Origin of the sequence: Hoyosella rhizosphaerae (assembly GCF_014643175.1) — a bacterium.
GTDB classification, from domain to species: domain Bacteria; phylum Actinomycetota; class Actinomycetes; order Mycobacteriales; family Mycobacteriaceae; genus Lolliginicoccus; species Lolliginicoccus rhizosphaerae.
This window is the reverse complement of the sequence record NZ_BMJH01000001.1, coordinates 1,593,303-1,611,022: the sequence shown is the minus strand read 5'-3', so window position 1 is coordinate 1,611,022 and position 17,720 is coordinate 1,593,303. Positions and strand designations below refer to the sequence as shown.

18 protein-coding genes are annotated in these 17,720 nt (G+C 57.9%); 11 read left to right on the top strand and 7 right to left on the bottom strand.

Going from position 1 to position 17,720, the window contains the following annotated elements; genetic code table 11:
- Positions 1-276 precede the first annotated feature (276 nt).
- Together dnaB and IEW73_RS07410 are read left to right on the top strand one after the other, a co-directional pair.
- On the top strand, positions 277-1,686 hold the full coding sequence (gene dnaB, locus IEW73_RS07415) for a replicative DNA helicase (protein WP_188673124.1): 1,410 nt from the start codon (positions 277-279) through the stop codon (positions 1,684-1,686).
- Between the two features lie 68 nt (positions 1,687-1,754).
- Positions 1,755-2,087, top strand: a complete 333-nt coding sequence (locus IEW73_RS07410; RefSeq protein WP_188672212.1) for a putative quinol monooxygenase — start codon at positions 1,755-1,757, stop codon at positions 2,085-2,087.
- A 21-nt stretch (positions 2,088-2,108) separates the two neighbouring features.
- Here the strand turns inward: IEW73_RS07410 and IEW73_RS07405 are convergent, their stop codons facing one another.
- Complete coding sequence (locus IEW73_RS07405) at positions 2,109-2,510, bottom strand: RNA-binding S4 domain-containing protein (protein ID WP_188672209.1); 402 nt, start codon at positions 2,508-2,510, stop codon at positions 2,109-2,111.
- 91 nt (positions 2,511-2,601) lie between these two features.
- Between IEW73_RS07405 and IEW73_RS07400 the strand changes: the two genes are divergently transcribed.
- From IEW73_RS07400 to IEW73_RS07390, 3 genes are read left to right on the top strand one after another with little or no spacing between them, the layout of a single operon-like run.
- On the top strand, positions 2,602-3,789 hold the full coding sequence (locus IEW73_RS07400; RefSeq protein ID WP_188672205.1) for a sensor histidine kinase: 1,188 nt from the start codon (positions 2,602-2,604) through the stop codon (positions 3,787-3,789).
- The gene (locus tag IEW73_RS07395; RefSeq protein WP_188672202.1) at positions 3,782-4,831 is read left to right on the top strand and encodes a DUF8320 family protein; all 1,050 of its coding nucleotides are present in this window, start codon (positions 3,782-3,784) and stop codon (positions 4,829-4,831) included. Before IEW73_RS07400 ends, IEW73_RS07395 begins: the two co-directional genes overlap by 8 nt.
- 44 nt (positions 4,832-4,875) lie before the next feature.
- Positions 4,876-5,553, top strand: coding sequence for a GAP family protein (locus IEW73_RS07390; protein ID WP_188672198.1), 678 nt, complete (start codon positions 4,876-4,878; stop codon positions 5,551-5,553).
- A gap of 1 nt (position 5,554) precedes the next feature.
- Here IEW73_RS07390 and IEW73_RS07385 read toward each other — a convergent pair whose 3' ends face one another.
- Positions 5,555-6,154 (bottom strand): TIGR03086 family metal-binding protein, encoded by a 600-nt coding sequence (locus tag IEW73_RS07385; RefSeq protein WP_188672194.1) that lies wholly within the window; start codon positions 6,152-6,154, stop codon positions 5,555-5,557.
- Positions 6,155-6,303: 149 nt separating this feature from the next.
- Between IEW73_RS07385 and IEW73_RS07380 the strand changes: the two genes are divergently transcribed.
- Both IEW73_RS07380 and IEW73_RS07375 read left to right on the top strand, forming a co-directional pair.
- Positions 6,304-6,726 (top strand): YciI family protein, encoded by a 423-nt coding sequence (locus IEW73_RS07380; RefSeq protein WP_188672191.1) that lies wholly within the window; start codon positions 6,304-6,306, stop codon positions 6,724-6,726.
- A 12-nt stretch (positions 6,727-6,738) separates the two neighbouring features.
- Complete coding sequence (locus tag IEW73_RS07375; protein WP_229675815.1) at positions 6,739-7,983, top strand: RNA polymerase sigma factor; 1,245 nt, start codon at positions 6,739-6,741, stop codon at positions 7,981-7,983.
- A gap of 4 nt (positions 7,984-7,987) precedes the next feature.
- On the opposite strand, the gene IEW73_RS07370 is transcribed toward IEW73_RS07375, so the two are convergent.
- Positions 7,988-8,428 (bottom strand): CoA-binding protein, encoded by a 441-nt coding sequence (locus IEW73_RS07370; RefSeq protein WP_188672187.1) that lies wholly within the window; start codon positions 8,426-8,428, stop codon positions 7,988-7,990.
- A 57-nt stretch (positions 8,429-8,485) separates the two neighbouring features.
- On the bottom strand, positions 8,486-9,130 hold the full coding sequence (locus IEW73_RS07365) for a TetR/AcrR family transcriptional regulator (protein ID WP_188672170.1): 645 nt from the start codon (positions 9,128-9,130) through the stop codon (positions 8,486-8,488).
- Positions 9,131-9,226: 96 nt separating this feature from the next.
- Between IEW73_RS07365 and IEW73_RS07360 the strand changes: the two genes are divergently transcribed.
- From IEW73_RS07360 to IEW73_RS07350, 3 genes are all read left to right on the top strand, one after another.
- Positions 9,227-10,249 carry an NAD(P)-dependent alcohol dehydrogenase gene (locus tag IEW73_RS07360; RefSeq protein WP_229675814.1) on the top strand — a complete coding sequence of 341 codons (1,023 nt, stop codon included), beginning with the start codon at positions 9,227-9,229 and terminating at the stop codon, positions 10,247-10,249.
- Between the two features lie 100 nt (positions 10,250-10,349).
- Positions 10,350-10,970 carry a hypothetical protein gene (locus IEW73_RS07355; protein WP_188672168.1) on the top strand — a complete coding sequence of 207 codons (621 nt, stop codon included), beginning with the start codon at positions 10,350-10,352 and terminating at the stop codon, positions 10,968-10,970.
- A gap of 164 nt (positions 10,971-11,134) precedes the next feature.
- On the top strand, positions 11,135-12,886 hold the full coding sequence (locus IEW73_RS07350; protein ID WP_188672165.1) for a bifunctional metallophosphatase/5'-nucleotidase: 1,752 nt from the start codon (positions 11,135-11,137) through the stop codon (positions 12,884-12,886).
- A gap of 28 nt (positions 12,887-12,914) precedes the next feature.
- Here IEW73_RS07350 and IEW73_RS07345 read toward each other — a convergent pair whose 3' ends face one another.
- The gene (locus IEW73_RS07345; RefSeq protein WP_188672163.1) at positions 12,915-14,678 is read right to left on the bottom strand and encodes a penicillin-binding transpeptidase domain-containing protein; all 1,764 of its coding nucleotides are present in this window, start codon (positions 14,676-14,678) and stop codon (positions 12,915-12,917) included.
- A gap of 261 nt (positions 14,679-14,939) precedes the next feature.
- On the opposite strand from IEW73_RS07345, the gene IEW73_RS07340 reads away from it, so the two are divergent.
- Complete coding sequence (locus IEW73_RS07340) at positions 14,940-15,356, top strand: STAS domain-containing protein (RefSeq protein WP_188672160.1); 417 nt, start codon at positions 14,940-14,942, stop codon at positions 15,354-15,356.
- Here IEW73_RS07340 and IEW73_RS07335 read toward each other — a convergent pair.
- On the bottom strand, positions 15,353-16,540 hold the full coding sequence (locus IEW73_RS07335) for an EAL domain-containing protein (RefSeq protein ID WP_188672157.1): 1,188 nt from the start codon (positions 16,538-16,540) through the stop codon (positions 15,353-15,355). The two genes, IEW73_RS07340 and IEW73_RS07335, sit on opposite strands and share 4 nt — an antisense overlap.
- A 25-nt stretch (positions 16,541-16,565) precedes the next feature.
- Positions 16,566-17,543 carry a hypothetical protein gene (locus IEW73_RS07330; RefSeq protein ID WP_188672154.1) on the bottom strand — a complete coding sequence of 326 codons (978 nt, stop codon included), beginning with the start codon at positions 17,541-17,543 and terminating at the stop codon, positions 16,566-16,568.
- Between the last annotated feature and the right edge of the window lie 177 nt (positions 17,544-17,720).

Genomic DNA, 17,720 nt, shown 5'->3' with positions numbered 1-17,720 from the left:
AGCTCTATCCACAGAATCCACAGGGCAAAAATGTGTTCTGAACTGGATGTTATGAAAAACTGTGACGGATAGTCCCCAGTCTGTCCACAGGTAGTGCACAAGCTAAGGGCTGTTATCCACACCTTTGTGCACAGAACTGTGCACAGGTAACCCCGCTGTGACCTACACGAGACGCGCGTCGACCTCGCGCAAGTCGGAGTCACAAGGTAGAACAAGAACGCACACGCACACACATCCACCCAAGGAGCAAACACTGTGGCGGTCGACGAACAGGGAATCCCCAGCGAACCCTACGACGACAACTCGACCAACACCCCTGCCAAACGCGGCGCCTTCACACCGGCAGCCAGCGCGACAGGTGACCACTTCCGTCAACCGCCCCAGGACCTTGGCGCTGAACAAGCTGTGCTTGGCGGCATGCTGCTGAGCAAAGACGCGATCGCTGATGTGATCGACAAAATTCGTCCCAACGACTTCTACCGCCCGGCCCACCAAAATGTGTACGACTGCATCCTTGATCTGTACGCCCGAGGCGAACCCGCCGACCCTGTCACTGTGGCCGCTGAACTTGAGCGTCGCGGCGACCTACGACGGATCGGTGGTGCACCGTACATGCACACACTTATCTCGACTGTTCCCACCGCAGCCAACGCTGGCTTCTATGCAGAAATCGTGGCAGAGAAGGCTGTGCTTCGTCGCCTAGTCGAAGCTGGCACCCGGATCGTCCAATACGGCTATGCAGGGGGAGAGGGGCAAGACGTTGCAACGGTTGTCGACCGAGCGCAGGCGGAGATCTTTGAAGTCACCGAACGGCGCACCACCGAGGATTACGTAGCCCTCGAGGAACTACTACAGCCCACCATGGACGAAATTGACTCCATCGCATCGCGCGGCGGAATGTCACTTGGCGTGCCTACCGGTTTTGCCGACCTCGATGAGCTCACCAACGGCCTGCATCCAGGCCAGATGATCATCATCGCCGCTCGACCGGGTGTGGGTAAGTCCACCTTGGGAATGGACTTCATGCGGTCATGCTCGATTAAGCACGGCATGACAAGCGCAATTTTCTCCCTAGAAATGAGTAAGACGGAAATCGTCATGCGGTTGCTATCGGCGGAGTCAAAGATCAAGCTTGCTGACATGCGGTCCGGCCGCATGACGGACGATGACTGGACCAGGCTCGCGCGTCGTATGAGTGAAATCAGTGAAGCACCACTGTTCATTGACGACTCACCAAACTTGACCATGATGGAAATCCGTGCGAAAGCGCGGCGGCTCAAGCAAAAGCACGATCTCAAACTTGTCGTCCTTGACTACCTGCAGCTTATGAGTTCCGGCAAAAAAACTGAATCGCGTCAGCAGGAAGTTTCGGAGTTCTCCCGAAGCCTCAAGCTGCTCGCAAAGGAACTTGAAGTTCCTGTCATCGCCATCAGCCAGCTAAACCGTGGACCGGAACAACGAACCGATAAAAAACCACAGGTGTCCGATCTTCGTGAGTCGGGATCGCTGGAGCAGGATGCCGACATGGTGATCCTCCTGCACCGCCCCGACGCGTTCGAACCCGATGACCCGCGCGGTGGCGAAGCCGACATCATCGTCGGTAAGCACCGTGCTGGACCAACGGCCACGATCACGGTCGCTCACCAACTGCACTTCTCACGATTTGTGGACATGGCCCGCGGCTAGGTGGTCACGCTCGACAGGGCAACGGACGGACACAGCGCCGACGGCTGAGGTGTGCCTATATTGGGTTCATGATCTTTATTGTCGTCAAGTTTGCGGTTAAGCCCGAGTACGCCGAGGAGTGGCTGTCGAGAGTTGACGGATTCACTCAAGCGACGAGGAACGAACCAGGAAACCTTTGGTTTGAGTGGTCGCGCAGTGTTGACGATCCCAACACCTTCGTTTTGGTGGAGGCTTTCGAGGATGGTGCCGCCGAAGCCCACGTGAAATCTGATCACTTCCAGAAGGCAATGGTGGACTTCCGTCCTCTTGTGAGCCGCACACCTGACATTGTCAGCACATCTATTGAAGGCAAGGCTGGGTGGGACAAGATGGGCGAGCTTGACGTTGACGGCACCGGGTAGCGCGAGCTGAGCGCTTCTAGATCACAGGTCGGGGCCTTCTTGCTGGTGCTTGAGCCGGTCGAGTTGGCGGCGTTCGCGTTTGGTGGGTCGGCCCGCGCCGCGGTCACGCCGTGGAATCGACGCAATGATTTCTTTGGGCGGTGGCGGGGGACTGTGGTCGATGAGTGCTGTTGCCGCGATGGGTGCGCTCACTCGCTTGGCCAGCGGTGTGACAACTTCGACGATGCGGTGGAAACCGTGTTGCCAAATGCGTACTTCGTCGCCCCTACCAACGGGTTGTGCCGGTTTTGCTGGCGTTCCATTGACGCGTACATGCCCGCCGCGGCATGCGGCGCTCGCCTGTGACCGTGACTTGACGAGTCGCACCGACCACAACCACACGTCGACCCGGACTTGTGTTGGTGCAGTAGATGAATCGGTCATGGTTCTAGTGTGCTTGGCTTTTGTCCAGTACGCATAGTATCTCCCGCACTGTAGGCGTCATGGTTATGCGGTTTCCCTTAGAGTCTGGTGTATGTGGCATCGGCAGGACGTAAGGGAGGAAGGCTCTGCCGTTGCGCGCACTACACGCGTATTGGGGTTGGCGTTGGGGTTGGCTGGCATTGCGTTTATCGGCATCGAATACGCGGTGGTGTCGGAGCAAATGCTGCGGAACCCTCTGTGGTGGCTTATACCTGCGGTGATAGTCGTTCCCGGGATGTATTGCGCGATGATAGTGGCGGCGCTTCGGGGATCTGCGCGCGCTGTTCGCGCACTGTGCGGGTGGTTTCCTGTTGCGTACCTCCCTGTTGTGGCAACGATTCCGGTGGCATTCGAATACCGAGGGCTAGCACCTATTGACTCTCCGTGGCCATTGTTGGTGGGTTCGGGAACGATCATCACGGCCTCTTTTGTTCTACCTATGCGTTTCATCGTCGTGCTCGCAACGGTCTATGCGGGAATGCACGGGATCGCGATTGCATGGACACAGTTTGATGTGACATGGAGTTGGGCCATCCGTGATGGCGTATCGATCGCGATGATCGGCGTGATTTTCGCGGGAGTTGTTCGCAGTGTCGAACGAAACGCGCACCTCATCGACCAGGAAATTGACACTCTTCGCAACGCGACGATGCAGCGGGCGCGGGCAGCAGCGATTGGTCAGGAACGCGAACGTGTTGATGCGTTGATTCATGACACAACCGTGTCGACGTTCGTTGCAGTCAACAGTCGGGCACCTCTAGCTGCATTGCAGGAGTCAGCACGGCAAAGTTTGGCAACGCTGGACCGGCTAACTCACGAAGACGACAGTGACAGTTATGTTGATGCGCAGGAACTCACTGCTCGACTACGTCAGGTCGTCACGGACATTAGCGATGACATTTCGACTGAGATTCACGCTGAGGCGGAAGCGTCGACCTACCCGATCGAAGTGGCGAGGATGTTGCAGGAGGTTATTGCGGAGGCAGCCAGAAATAGCATGCGCCATGCTGGTGGAAATGCGCGACGCGAACTGCGGATCACAGTTCTTCCAGACTCCGTGCATGTCGTTTTTTCTGACAACGGTGTGGGTTTCGTTCCGGACGATATTCCGCCGAGGCGCCTCGGCATTCGGGTGGGAATGTTGGGGCGCGTTGCGCACATCCCGGGTGCCCGCATCACTATTGACAGCGCACCCGGAACGGGGACCACGGTTTCGCTGAGGTGGCACCGGCATGACTGAAAAAGTCGGCGCTCCTGTAAATACACCCGCTTTGGTGGGGCTGCACACCTATGGTGCTTTGGTGATTGCCGGGGTGTGGACACTTACGGAGTCGGTGCGAGCGATTGTGACTGGGGCGGCATCGCGTGCGCCTGCGTGGTGGGTGTTGTCGATTGTCGCCTTGACGGTGTGCTCAGTGATGCTGCTGCGCCCGACCACGGATCCGCTGCCGATGCGGACGACGTTGCTTGTCGCTGGCCTGCCCACTCTCGGTGCCTTCACGAATATTGCCATGCTTGAAAGTCCCAGCAGTTTTGGACTTTATGACATGTGGACGTGGCCCGTTGGAACGATCATTCTCTGTTTTCTTGTCCTTCGGGGGCGCGCCCTAATGGCGTGGGCTGGGCAATTACTGCTCAGCGGGACGGTTCTGTCTTGGTGGTGGCTCACCGGGCCTGTGGAGTCCCAGGTGACAGATTCTGGACAAGAGTTTTCCTGGAACCTCAGTTTTTTGGCGGTGTGCACCGTGCTCGGTGTCGCGATGCGGCGGCAGGTCACCATCATTAACGAACTGCGAGACACTACCGCGTCGGTAGAAATACATCGAGAACTTGCTGCGGCCCGGACAGCGGAACGCGACCGTGAACTTGTGTATCTGAATGCGACGGCTAGGCCTTTGCTGGAAAGGATTGTGGACAGCGATTCGCTTAGCGATGCTGATCGCATTGAAATTTCGCTTGTTGAAGCGCAGCTGCGGGATCGGATTCGCGCCCGCGGTCTCGTCAGAGGGCCACTGGTGGATGCGGTGCGGGAGGCACGACTGCGCGGTGTCACAGTGGTACTGCTCGACGACGGTGGCGTAGACGCTTTGCCTGAATCGCACCGTGAGCTGACCCGACAACGAATGACAGCCCTTTTGCTTCGCGAGCTAGAAAAAGCAACTGAAGGTACGACGGTTACTGCCCGAATACTTCCTCCAGGACGAGCGTTGGTGGCCACAGTGTTGTGTTTGTCGGAATCGGGTGTACGCAGGCACGAGATAGAGGCCAAGAAGTCGGACTGAATGGCCGCCCCGACATTTGAGTAAGCATCTAGTCTAGGAAGCTGATGACGACGCTGTTGCTCGCACTCTTGGGTTTTGCACTACTCGATTCCCTGGATGTGCTGTTGGTCGCTGCTATGACAGCGGTCATTTATGATGCCCGGTTGGCGCGGAAATCTCCGCTGCCAGGCGGGTTGGCGTTTTTGCTTGGTGTTTTCGCCATGACGACGGCGTTTGGAGTGCTCACTGTTCTCGGCGTCAGTTTTTTGGCTGATCATTTCGATTTAACTGTGACTCCGACGATGCGTTATCGGGCTGAACTCATTATCGGTATCACGCTGATCATTGTCGCGTTGCTTCCGTCGTCACAGCGGGAGGTTCCTCCGTGGGCGGTGCGCCTGAGGAGAAATCCGCTGCTCCTATTGGGCGTTGGGGTCTTGATCGGCTTAGCTCAGGCTCCCACTGCTGTTCCTTACGTGGCGGGGCTCGCGATGATTGTCGCTCACCAGCCGCTTCCGCCATGGTGGCCACTAATAGTGATCGGATATTGCCTGTTTGCGCTGATTCCGCCGATCGTTGTGTTGACGATGGGGACCCGTACATCAACGGCGTCGAGACGGCGCTATTTAGCGTTGGTTCGTTTTGTAACGCGGTACGGCCCGGTCGCTGTGCGCGCAGTGTTCATTGTGGCTGGCGTAATTTTGGTGATCGATGCGGGTATCCATCATCGGTATTTGCTGTGATCTAGGGCTGCCAGTGTGGGTCTCGACCCGATAGCCCGACAGCCCGGTCTAGTGGCGGGGCATCTGCGGGAACATCTATGACGGGCCCAAAGAGGCCTTTCCTGCCAGCTTCCTCGCCGGGGGCGGCGGACATGAGTGTGAATGTTAGGCATGCGCTGGTGCTGGCGTCGTCGCAGTGAAATTCTTGGCCCGTCGCGCGGGCTAGGTCCCACCCATGCAGCACGAGTTCGTCGAGCGCCACTAGGCCCGTAATGTTCGCAGGCATTGTGACGCCACCAACCGTTGCTTCTCCGTCCCATGCATCAGGGTTGCGCCATGTTTCTGCGAGGGTTCGAAGGTGCTGAGGAATAGTTTCTCGCCAGTTCGCGTCGAGTTCGTCTGCAGTGGGGCTCGGTGGATTTTTTAGTAGTTCGTGTGCGTGTGCGTCCTTGGGTGTCACGGGGGCAGCGAGGTGAAAGGCATACGCAAGGCCTTTCACGTGGTTGAGCAGAGTGGCAACCGTGTATTCGGTGCATGGTGTTGGGCGCTCGAGGTCGTCGGAGGCGATGCCGTCGAGTAGGCGGGTGATTTCCTGGGCTGCTGGTGTGAGGTCATATCGCATGTACTTCTGACTGCTTCAGTCGGGGGGATTCATCGTTGTTGCGACATTTTTTGTCGAAATCGACGAACATTTATGTCGATCCCACTGATTCCCAGTCGACGTCATAGTAGAAGGCGTCACCAGGGCGCCCGGACTGAGAAGGATTAACGATGAAATACATGCTGATCATGCGGATGACAGATGCCGCATTGGAAGCCGCGAAGACTGTGCCTTTCGAAGAAGTGATCAATGCGATGGGTGCCTTCAACGAGTCGATGATGAAGGCGGGTGTGTTGCTCGCTGGGGAAGGGCTGTCGGACCCCGAGGAAGGGTTTGTGCTGGATTTCTCCGGCGACGAACCCATCGTGACGGACGGACCGTACGGCGAGACTCACGAATTGTTCAACGGGTTTTGGATCATTCGGGTGTCTTCGAAGGAAGAGGCTGTGGAGTGGGCGAAGCGTTGTCCATTGGGGCCTGGAGCACGGTTGGAAGTGCGCAGGGTGACCGATGAAAGCGACTTCGAAGATTTCACGGACAATGAATACATTCAGAAAGAGGAAGGGTGGCGCAAAGAATTGGGTACCGAATAGGATTCGGCCGCCGTGGTTGATTCTGGTCGCGCTGCTGATACTGGTCGCACGGTAGATGCTGTGTGGCGCATTGAGGGCGCGCATGTGGTGGCCACGCTCGCGCGGATGGTGGGTGACGTGGGGCTGGCTGAAGATCTCGCCCAAGAAGCTGTCGCAGACGCGCTCGCGCAGTGGCCTACGTCAGGTGTTCCGCGCAATGCGGGCGCCTGGCTCACCACTGTCGCGAAACGGAAAGCGATCGACGGTTGGCGCCGACGCGAACGCCTTGATCAGCGCTACGAATTGATCGCACGCGACCTTGATGAAACGGCAGCTGAAGACTGGGAACCAATTGATGACGACGTTCTGCGTCTCATCTTCGCCGCATGCCACCCAGTGTTGGGCCGGGATGCTCAAGTTGCGTTAACTTTGCGGGTAGTGGGTGGCCTGACGACCGAAGAAATTGCCCGCCTGTTTGTTGTGGGGCGCTCGACGATTCAGCAGCGAATAGTGCGGGCGAAAAAGACACTAACCGAGGCGCGCGTCCCGTTTGAAGTTCCAGAACCACACGACTGGCCGACCAGGCTCGGCGCCGTTCTTGGGGTGGTCTACCTCATCTTTACTGAAGGATATGCGGCGACCTCAGGCGAAAAGTGGGTTCGGGTGGATCTCGCGAACGAAGCATTGCGGTTGGCGCGAATGCTGGCGGGATTGGTGCCAACCGAACCTGAGGCGCATGGGCTTGTAGCGTTAATGGAGTTTCAGGCATCCCGATTTGCTTCTCGGACGAAACTCGACGGAACCCCAATTGTCCTAGCTGACCAGGATAGGGCGCGCTGGGATTTCAGCCAGATCGCGCGAGGTGACGCAGCCCTAAGACGTGCGGACGCTCTTGGTCGGGGACGCGGAAACTATGCACTTCAGGCGGCCATTGCGCAGTGCCATGCACATGCATCCAGCGTTGAAGTCACTGATTGGGGCCGCATCGTGCTCCTGTATGAAGCGCTCGAAGCGCTTACCGCAAACCCGGTGGTGACACTCAACCGCGCTGTTGCGGTATCAATGGCAGCAGGTCCGCACGAAGCCCTCAAACTTGTCGACGAACTTCGTGCGGCCGGAAAACTTCGTGGAACGTACCTGCTACCGAGTGTGCGGGGCGAACTCCTCGCCCAAGTGGGACGCGCGGACGAGGCTCGGGCGGACTTCGCTGAGGCAGCGAGCCTCACTACCAATGTTCGTCAACGAAACCACTTGCTGCAGAAGGCTCAGAACCTCTGACGGTTCACAGTCTTGGGTATTCAATCTTCGGGCAGGTGTCCATCACGACGTCGAGTCCGGCTTCTTTGGCGCGTTGTGCTGCGTCTTCGTCGATGACACCAAGTTGCAGCCATACCGCTGAAATGCCAAGCCTTTCCGCATTGTCGATTGCGTCATCAACAATGGCACCAACGCGGCTTGAATTGACGAAGCAATCAACAACCTCGATGTGCACCCCATCTGGGATTTCGGCAAGCGTGGTGAAGCCCTGTTCGCCAAATACTTCGTCTGCACGTGGATGTACCGGAATGATGCGATGACCTAGGCGATTCTTGAGCCAACCGGAGACTCCATAGGCAGTGCGTTCTGTGTGGGAGGAAAGTCCGACCACTGCCCACGTTGCTGGGGTGAGGAGGAGGCGTCGGATAAGGGCGGGATCGTTTGTGTGCGTTCTCGGCGCGGTCATGTCACTAATGTTCACACAATCCTCCTGTCAGATCGCCCTGCCAGTGAAAGTTTCGCTTTAGGTGTGGCGGCGAGCAATCGCGTCAAGTATGAGCGATAGACCCCACTCGAACTCGTCGGCAAAGTCGTACTCCAGTCGAGCGGTGTATTCGGTCGCCATTTCGGTCAGGTGCGGATAGTCGTCGGCGGTGTTGCTGAGGATTTCGGCGAACATGTCTGCGCCATGGTCTGCTGTGTTGAAGGGCAAACTGATTTCTTGCAGAACAAAGCCGTAAATGTAGCTGTCGAGTGTGGCGAATGTATGTGCTGCTTGTTCGATAGAGAAGTTTTCCTGGCGCAGGCACCCGATGACGTGATCGTGGTGACGCAAGGTTGCGGGCCCAGGGTTGCGTCGAGAATCGAGTAGGCCCACGGCCCAGTGGTGGCGGAGCAGAACCTCGCGGACTGATTGCGCACGCACCCGCATTTCCTCTGCCCACGGTGCGCCTTTCTGCGGCAAGGTGATTTCAGAGAATACGGAGTCAACGAGGGCGTCAAGTATTTCGTCTTTGTTTGCAAAGTGGTGGTAGAGCGACATCGCTTCCACGCCGAGGGATTTTGCAATGCTGCGCATCGTGAGCGCGGGCGCTCCGTTCGTGTCGGCGAGTTTTTGTGCCGCGTCAATTATCCGTTCCCGGCTTAGGCGCAGTTGTGCCTCAGGCATTGTTCGTCCCGTCTCATATTGTCGTTCTCGATGGCACACCTTACTATGTAAGAATGATGCCTTACACAGTAAGGCTACTGAGTGGGGAGGCTCGTAATGATGCACAAAGACAGTACTTCCACTGAAGCCACGTCTTCTGAAACCATGACCGCTGCCGTCTGCAATCGCTACGGACCGCCGGAGGTGGTCACGTTGGCAGAGATCCCCAAACCCCGCCCAAAGGCCGACGAAGTGCGCGTCAGAGTTCGCGCGACCACTGTTTCGGCAGGGGACTACCGCGTGCGAAGTCACAACGTGCCCGCCGGGTTTGGCCTGCTCTCACGGCTTGCTCTCGGCATCCGCAAGCCCCGTCAACCCATTCTTGGAACTGAACTGTCCGGCGATATCGACCAAATCGGAGCCAAGGTAACGGAATTTGCAGTTGGCGATCCCGTTGTCCTATTCGGGGACGCCGCAATGGGCTGCCATGCACAATATCGTTGCATTTCGGAAGACGGATCGATTGTCCGCAAACCTAGAAACCTCAGCTACAAACAAGCCGCAGCACTCTCCTTCGGGGGCACAACGGCGCTGCACTTCCTACGCAAGGCGCGTATCAAACCAGGCGAGCGGGTACTCGTTTACGGCGCTTCGGGCTCCGTGGGAACAGCTTGCGTACAGCTAGCTCAACAGTTCGGCGCACACGTCACCGCAGTATGCAGCTCGCCCAACATCGATCTTGTCAGGTCGCTTGGAGCCGATGAGGTTGTTGACTACACCACGACCGACTACACCCGAACTGAACAAACCTACGACGTCATCGTCGACACTGTGGGATCCGCTGGTTATTCGCGCAGCAAAAGCGTCCTCAACCGCGGTGGACGACTGCTGCTTGTCCACGGAACCCTAATGCAGTTGATCATCGCCCCGTGGCTCACCTTGACGACACAAACGAAGGTTATCCCCGGAGTCGCACTAGGCCGGAAGCAAGACTTGGCCTTCCTCGCTGAACTCGCTGAAAAAGGACTGTTCACACCCGTAATAGATCGAACCTACCCACTCACCGAGATTGCCAACGCACACCGCTACGTCGAAACTCGACGCAAGCGCGGAAACGTAGTGATCAGCGTGGCGGAGTAGCCAAAATCCCGAAATGGATGCGTCCTTTGCAAAAAAGGAGCACAGTTGAAGATACCGGTTGCGCCGCCGGGGCGCTGCCTCGAAGGAAAAGGGTCAAACTGTGTACGCACGAACCACAACGGTCAACGCTCATCCAAACTCCATCGATGCCGGTATGCGGCACATCGATCGTGAACTAATGCCAATGCTGCAAGACCTGGACGGCTTCGTCGGCTTGTCGGTCCTCGTTGATCGAAAAACACGACGCTGCATCATCACCAGCGCATGGCAAACCCAGGAAGCCATGAAGGCCAGCGAAACCGCAATGCGGCCCGCGCGGAACAGAACCGCCGAAGCTTTCGGCGGGCGCCCGCAAATCGACGAATGGGAAATAGCAGCGTTGCACCGCAATCACCATTCGAGGTTGGGATCGTGCGCGCGCATTACCTGGTTCCGTCTTGACCCGGAGAACATGGACCGCGCGATCGATATCTACAAGCACGGGGTAATGCCCGCGGCTGAAGAACTCGACGGCTTTAGTAGCGCCAGCCTCATGGTTGATCGCGAGACTGGGATTGCCGTAGCGACAGTCGCCTACGACAACTACGCCGCGATGGAACGAAGCCGCGCCCGCGCCGAAGAGCTTCGTGAAACAGCAATCGCGGACGCGGACGCGGAGGTCGTTGAGGTGTGTGAATGCGAACTCATGTCAGCCCACCTTCACGTGCCCGAACTTGTCTAGTTCGCCCTTCGCCAGTTGCTTCACCCTTCGCTAGTTGGTCCCACGCCGGGTTGTCGGCGGGAATTCCTTAGATTGTTCAAACTCCAATTACCCAATGTCTTCTCACTGGAAACTTCCATCAAGCAGGCTTTCTTAAGCTGAACTTGAGGTAGAGGAGTGCGCCGGTGCGCGAAACAAAATTCGTTTTTGGAGCGTTAGTGGGATCCCTGGCGGTGCTTGTGGCAGCGTGTGGAGCAAGCGAGCCAGAATCATCCAATTCCACGCCCGCCGATACAGCAGAGGCGTCGGCAACAGCACCAATTCAAATTTTGGCGATTAATGATTTTCACGGGCGACTTCAAGCCGAAGAGGGAATGACCGTCACCTTTGAGGGCGACGACATAGACGCCGGTGGTGCGGCATATTTGGCAGCACACCTCCAGCAAGCCCGGGCCGACCAAGCGCACTCGACGAGCGTGGCGGCGGGTGACCTCATCGGTGGTGCCCCATTCCTGTCGTCGGCATTCGATCATGAACCGACAGTGGAATCGATGGGGGCGTTGGGGCTTGAGGTGTCGTCTGTGGGCAACCACGAGTTCGACAAGGGTATCGATGAACTGCTCCGGATCGTCGATGGCGGCTGCGGCCCCGACGGCTGCAAACTGCCGAACCACGAGTTTGCGGGCGCTGATTTCCGATTCCTTGCGGCGAACGTAGTGGACACAAATTCAGGTGAACCGGTGCTCGATCCGACTTGGGTTAAAGATTTTGGCGACGACGTTCGTATTGGCTTCATCGGAATGACTCTGGCTGATACTCCTGACCTTGTTGCCGCTTCCGGGATCGAAGGTCTTGAGTTTCTCGATGAAGTAGAAACAGCAAACAAGTACGCGGAGGAACTATCCGACGAGGGCGTCAATGCCATAGTGGTGTTGCTTCACGAAGGGGGATACCCCGAAGCGGACGACAATGGCGATCTTGCCTGCAACACCTTCAACGGGGATACCGGAATCTCCGGCCCGATCGTGAACATTGCGGAGCAACTCGACCCCCGAATCGACATCATCGTTACAGGTCACACCCACCAGGAGTACGTGTGCAGCATCCCCGATCCGGAGGGAACGCCGCGCTTGGTGACGTCCGCTGAAAGCTACGGTCGTGTCTACACCGACATCCGGGCCGACTACGACCTAGAAACAGGCGATATCGTCCGTGCGGGCGTTGAAGGTTCCAACATTGTTGTCGATCGGCTCATCGCTCCAGATCCTGATCAGGTCGAACTGATTGACCGCTACAACGAGTACGTCGGCGCAATCGGTGACCTAGTAGTCGGATTTGCCGCAGAAGACATCATGCGTGGGCAAACAAGAGCAGAAGAATTCCCCCTCGGAAACCTCATCGCTGACGTCCATCTAGCGCGCACCAGCACTCCCGAAACGGGCGGAGCTCAGATCGCTTTTATGAACCCAGGTGGCGTGCGCGATGACCTGCTATTCGGGGACAACGGTGCCATCACTTACGAAGCGCTGTTCCAAACGCAGCCATTCGGCAATAGCCTGGTCACTATGGATTTGACGGGTGAGCAGATCCTTGAGGCGCTCCGTCAGCAGTGGGAAGGCCGTCCCGATAATCCACTGATCCTGCAGGTTTCGGAAGGGTTTACCTACTCGATTGAGCAGTCACGCGATGGTGCTGACAAACTCGTCACGGACTCGGTTCGTCTTGACGGTGAGCCACTGCAACTTGCGGAAACCTATCGCGTCACAGTCAATTCGTTTCTCGCTGATGGTGGTGATGGATTCACCGCTTTTGCCGATGGCACAAATCGCCTGACTGGTGAAACCGACCTCGATGCTTTCGGTGAGTGGCTGGATGCCAACACGTCACCCGAAGCCCCGGTGAGCGCTCCGAAGGTTGGTCGCATCACCGTTGAATGAACGGTTGGTGGCCCCTGATGAACCGCAGCTAGTCGGTGATGGCTCGCAGGAACCTGCCAGATGCGGCAATAGCTGGAGCCGACGACTGTGCACCCTCAACAAAAGTTGCGAACGCCATTCCGTCGACAATGCCAACGAACCAACCATTTGATGCTGCGCCATCGACTTCGGCGGTGCCGGTTTTGCCGACAAGCCCGGCGATGTCGTTGAGCGCAGTCGCCGTACCGCTAGTGACGGTTTCACGCATCATGTCGCGAATCGCATCGGCGACGTCAGGTGGGAGGGGAGTGGGTGAATCGTCGGAGTGGGTTTCAGTGTTCTCGAGGAAGGTCGGCGTGATCGTGCGTCCGTCGTTTGCGAGGGACGCGACAGCAACTGCCATTCCGAACGGGCTGGCGAGTACTTGACCTTGGCCGATGGCCGCCTCTACTCGTGCGGCACCGACGTCGGTTGTGGGGATGCGCCCCGTCACAGTGGTCAGCCCTGGGATCTCGTAGTCAACACCCAGACCTAGTGATACTGCAGTGGCGGGCAGCGCATTCGCTGTTAACTGAACGGCAAGTAGGCCCTGTGTGGTGTTGCAGGACCGCGCGAAAGCGGTATGCAGCGGGACATTTCCGAGGTCGAATCCCGAATCATTGGGAATAACGCGACCCTCGATGGTGGCTTCTCCGGGGCATGGGACGATGTCGTCCGGTGAAGTGATCCCGGCGTTAATTGCGGCGGACGTGGTGACGATCTTGAATGTTGATCCGGGCGCGTAGAGGCCGGTCAAGGCTATTGGGCCTTGGGTGTCAGCGGCCGAGTTTTGTGCTACTGCGAGCACACCACCTGTGGACGGGTCGATGGCGACGATCGTTGCCGGTTGCTCCTCGCTGCTCACAGCATCGAGTGCGGCCTGCTGAATTTGCAGGTCAAGCGATGTGGGTACGTCGGTGATCTCGAGTGGTTCCCCTCCGGTGATAACGATGGTTTCACCTGGATTAACGGCCGAGACGGACCAGCCTTTGTGGTCGTGCAGAATCTCCTCCCATGCCTCTGGTAGCTCACGCAAGGCTGGTGAGGTAAGTGAGCGGTCCACATTGAGGAGTTGTCCATGTTCGCTCAGGCCAACGCCGTCGATAGCGGAAAGCTCATCACGGATCGGAGCGAAGTCGCTTTCCCGGAGGGCAACAACAATGTAGTCCCGGTCATTGAGGGCGCTCATCTCTTCGCGAATTGAAGCACCCGTTACTGACGGTGCCGCATTGCTTACCAGGGCCGCTACAGCATCTGCGCTATCGATCGCGCTGGGATTCAGTGAGATCGTGGTGACGGTTTGCCACGTCATCACCTCACCGCCGTTGCGGTCGACCACTGGGGTTTCGCGGTCCAATAGTTCTGCGAAAAGCAGGTGCCCGTTGGGTTCAAGGCGCTTGTCGAGAACCTTGGGTGACCATTGAATGCGCAGACCGTTGGCGGTATCAGCGAACTCGGCCGTCCCTTGGGTTTCGAGAAATCGTCCGCTACCGAGTTCCCATACCGCGACCAACTCAAGGACGCTACTGTCCAATCCGACGCTTACCGTGGTAGGTGTGGTGCCGAGCCCGTCGAGGGTTGACTGAATATCGACTGCAGCTGTTGCTGGGTCGGTGGTGAGTGCTGCGGCGGCGTCGACGTCACCGACTTTTATAGCGTCGGCAAAGGCCCGCAGCGTGTCGTGGCTTTCGTTGGTAAATAGTGCGCACGACGATGTTGCCACCATGATCAGTGTGAGGACGCTAGCGAGCAGGAGTCGATGTGGGGCGCGCATACGACCATCGCACCATGAGCGTGCAGTGCTGTCGACCCCCGCATAGCGCGTTATCTGTTCGTGACCTGTAAGTTATCGCTTCTTTATCTTCCGGGTTGTAGCGGTGTGATGTCCAACCAGCATTGTTAAAAGGGTCATCGCAGCTCAGGGGCAGATTCGAAAGACTAAAACCCCGCCCCACACCGGATGTCACGAAACTGTCACCTGGCTGCGATGACAACGCATTCACACTCCGCGGTTGCTGCAGGGAAGGGAAGCATCATGAATACACACCCGTACTTCGACACCCATGTGACGATCAGCATTGAGCAACTGGACGACGATACCCAGTTGGTCCGTGTTGGCGGCGAACTCGATGCGATGGCGCTCCCGCGGTTATTCAGAGTGTTGGGTGCACTCCCACAACCGGAAAAAGTTGTCATCGACATCCGCAAGGCGCTGTTCGTTTCTAGGACCGCTCTACGCGCCCTCACTGATCTCAATGCCCTCACGTCGCTCGAAGACGCCACCCTGGTCATCGTTGCACCGCATTCAGTCGCCAACGTGTACGACACGGTGGATGAAGCACATGAGACGATCATGTGCACCACGCTGCGCGATGCGTGGCTTCTCCTCGACGAAGCTAGTCGTGCACATCTCCGCCTCGTTAAAGCGGGGGCGACGCACGCAGCTTGCTAGGAGTTCCCAGGAGCCTCGGCGAATCGGTCCAAGATTGCGCGCGCGCACCGCACTGCCGTGGAGCGTTCGTAGGAAACGACGTAATCGAACTCCCTATCAGCGTCGTGGTCGCCACGGTGAATGTCTTTAGCCGACAACACGGCGCAAAAGTGCGGTGCGAGCACCACAACATTCCACTCATCCACCAGCGGTTCCGCAGGATCTAGCGGTGCGTGATGAACATTCCCGTCGACGAATGGACCCATCCCAACCCCGTACACACCCGCGTACGCCACCCGAGCGGCGATCGATTCCCACCTGTCCCGGGTTCCGCTCGTGAAGTTATGCGCATGCTGAAAGGTGCCCAGCAGAATTGTGTCGGGTCCCGCCACCTCGGCGTGGCGCTCCAGCGTGGTACTCATTTCGACTAACAGTCGTTTCCTGCTCCGGTGGATACGCCGACCCTCTGCAGCGATGTCGAACGGCAACCGACCCTCCCTGACGGGTGCCGTGCCAAACGGGATCGGCACGCATCGTTCCTCGAAAAGTGTGGCCAGGGGTTCTAACGAGGGGAAGTGTTCACCCACCCCGTAGTCGGCGCCGAGTGCAAGCGCGCGTTCCAACTGCTCGTCGCTGTCTACTCCATGTGCGATAACCGCGGCGCCCGTCAGTTCTGCGTGCGCGGCGATTGCATGTGCAACCCGTGAGACATGGCTGTCGGGTCGCCTGCTCAGCAACTCGGCAGCGAGGATCACAACTTCCGGTTCAATCAGGGGCAGTAACGCTAAGGACCGCCCAACCTTGCCGACATCATCGACCGCTATGACCTTTCCTTCGGCCCGCGCGGTGGCAATAAGGTGCAGCACGTTGGATGGGTCGGTGATCAAGGCGTGGTCAGTAATGATCACTACTTCGTGCTTGTCGGCTGCTCCTGAATCGGCGCGAAGTTCGGACAATGATCCAACATCGACAGAGACCATAAGAGGCACACTTTGTGCCTCCAAGTGATCCGCGACCGAGGCCGTCAAAGCATCTAATTGAACTTGTTCACTGATGGACCGCGCCACAGTCCGTAGCGCAGCCGATGTAGCCAGTGGCCCGCCCTCTTCGCCGCGCAATTGCACATCAACTGCGGCGAGCGTGCCACTGCGCAAGTCTCGAACCGGTGCGCAGTGCGGCACTACAGTCAGTCCTGCGAACTCCATATCGATACCTTTGCACGACTCTCGGCTATTCGGGCCGAGACGCGTCTGCCGCACTGTTCAGAATGCCGGCTAACTGCCTTGGCTGGTCAGTTGTGAGAGTGAACTTGTGTCCGCCTGCGGTGTACACGACGACTGCTGGGCCCTTGCGCATTACGAGGCCGTAGTCGCCGGAGCCGCGTACACGCAAACCAACCCCGCCGAACTCCCCAAAGGGTGATGTTGTCGACATCTCTGCCTTGGTGATCTCGCCGGTCTTGAGGTTAAAGGCGGTGTGTCCCATGATTCGCACGGCAAGCCCTGCCCCGTCCGCGTGAATGTGCGCGCGCATGCCCGCGGCGAGGAGGAATGCCAGGGGTACGAACAATGCCAATGGCCACAATGACCGCGATGCTGCCGCCACTACGCCACCGACAACGATGAGGGTTCCGACGAGAAGTATTTGCATCGGTTTTGACGCCACTACCGTCTCGTCGAAGGAACTGGCCTCAGCGCGCGGCAAATGCGATGGGGGTCGGCGTGTGGCCTTCCCGACAATGCGGCCGTCGTGAAGTTTGTTGGCGGCAATAAATCCTGTAACTCCGCCGAGTGCTACACCCGCGGCGATGGGCCATCCCACGAGCGTCGCGTCATTGATGTTGATGACGTTGATATGGCCGATCAGGATGCCAACCCACAGTCCTGCAAAAAGGCCAGTGACCGTTGTGCTGACAATAAGCAGAAGGAAGCGAAGCGACAAGAGGGCTCGACGTAGCGCAGCGATCGCTCCAAGCCCAGAGGCGGTTGCCACCATGAGGGTGGCGAGCAGCCAAGTGTTGCTCCACAACGGCGTTATTCTGCTTGGCTCGCCAATCGCATTCCACTGTGCGACGACGTTCTCGGGGAGGCGCGGCTCCCATATGCGAGTGAGCCACAGCAGAGTGCCGGCCACCACGAATGGCATGAAGACGCCGAACAGTAAACCGGTCCAGTCAACTCGGCGTTGGGCGGCGCGTGCGGAATTCATGCCCCCCATTCTGCCCTCTCTGTCCGTGATGGCCGGAATGTGACGTACGTCGCGTTGTGACGTGTGTTTCAACTACCTTTACTCCTTGATTAACGCAACTTAGCCTTTTCTCAGGAAAGTGGTGAATCGGCAACCTTCGAGACGCCACCCAGCGCAGCGCCGCGTGAAACGAATATC

Bases quoted from the DNA above. Each gene is read 5' to 3' on its own strand.
- IEW73_RS07410 (WP_188672212.1), top strand. From the start codon at position 1,755: ATGATCTTTATTGTCGTCAAGTTTGCGGTTAAGCCCGAGTACGCCGAG.
- IEW73_RS07405 (WP_188672209.1), bottom strand. From the start codon at position 2,510: ATGACCGATTCATCTACTGCACCAACACAAGTCCGGGTCGACGTGTGG.
- IEW73_RS07400 (WP_188672205.1), top strand. From the start codon at position 2,602: ATGTGGCATCGGCAGGACGTAAGGGAGGAAGGCTCTGCCGTTGCGCGC.
- IEW73_RS07395 (WP_188672202.1), top strand. From the start codon at position 3,782: ATGACTGAAAAAGTCGGCGCTCCTGTAAATACACCCGCTTTGGTGGGG.
- IEW73_RS07390 (WP_188672198.1), top strand. From the start codon at position 4,876: ATGACGACGCTGTTGCTCGCACTCTTGGGTTTTGCACTACTCGATTCC.
- IEW73_RS07385 (WP_188672194.1), bottom strand. From the start codon at position 6,154: ATGCGATATGACCTCACACCAGCAGCCCAGGAAATCACCCGCCTACTC.
- IEW73_RS07380 (WP_188672191.1), top strand. From the start codon at position 6,304: ATGAAATACATGCTGATCATGCGGATGACAGATGCCGCATTGGAAGCC.
- IEW73_RS07370 (WP_188672187.1), bottom strand. From the start codon at position 8,428: ATGACCGCGCCGAGAACGCACACAAACGATCCCGCCCTTATCCGACGC.
- IEW73_RS07365 (WP_188672170.1), bottom strand. From the start codon at position 9,130: ATGCCTGAGGCACAACTGCGCCTAAGCCGGGAACGGATAATTGACGCG.
- IEW73_RS07360 (WP_229675814.1), top strand. From the start codon at position 9,227: ATGATGCACAAAGACAGTACTTCCACTGAAGCCACGTCTTCTGAAACC.
- IEW73_RS07345 (WP_188672163.1), bottom strand. From the start codon at position 14,678: ATGCGCGCCCCACATCGACTCCTGCTCGCTAGCGTCCTCACACTGATC.
- IEW73_RS07340 (WP_188672160.1), top strand. From the start codon at position 14,940: ATGAATACACACCCGTACTTCGACACCCATGTGACGATCAGCATTGAG.
- IEW73_RS07335 (WP_188672157.1), bottom strand. From the start codon at position 16,540: ATGGAGTTCGCAGGACTGACTGTAGTGCCGCACTGCGCACCGGTTCGA.
- IEW73_RS07330 (WP_188672154.1), bottom strand. From the start codon at position 17,543: ATGAATTCCGCACGCGCCGCCCAACGCCGAGTTGACTGGACCGGTTTA.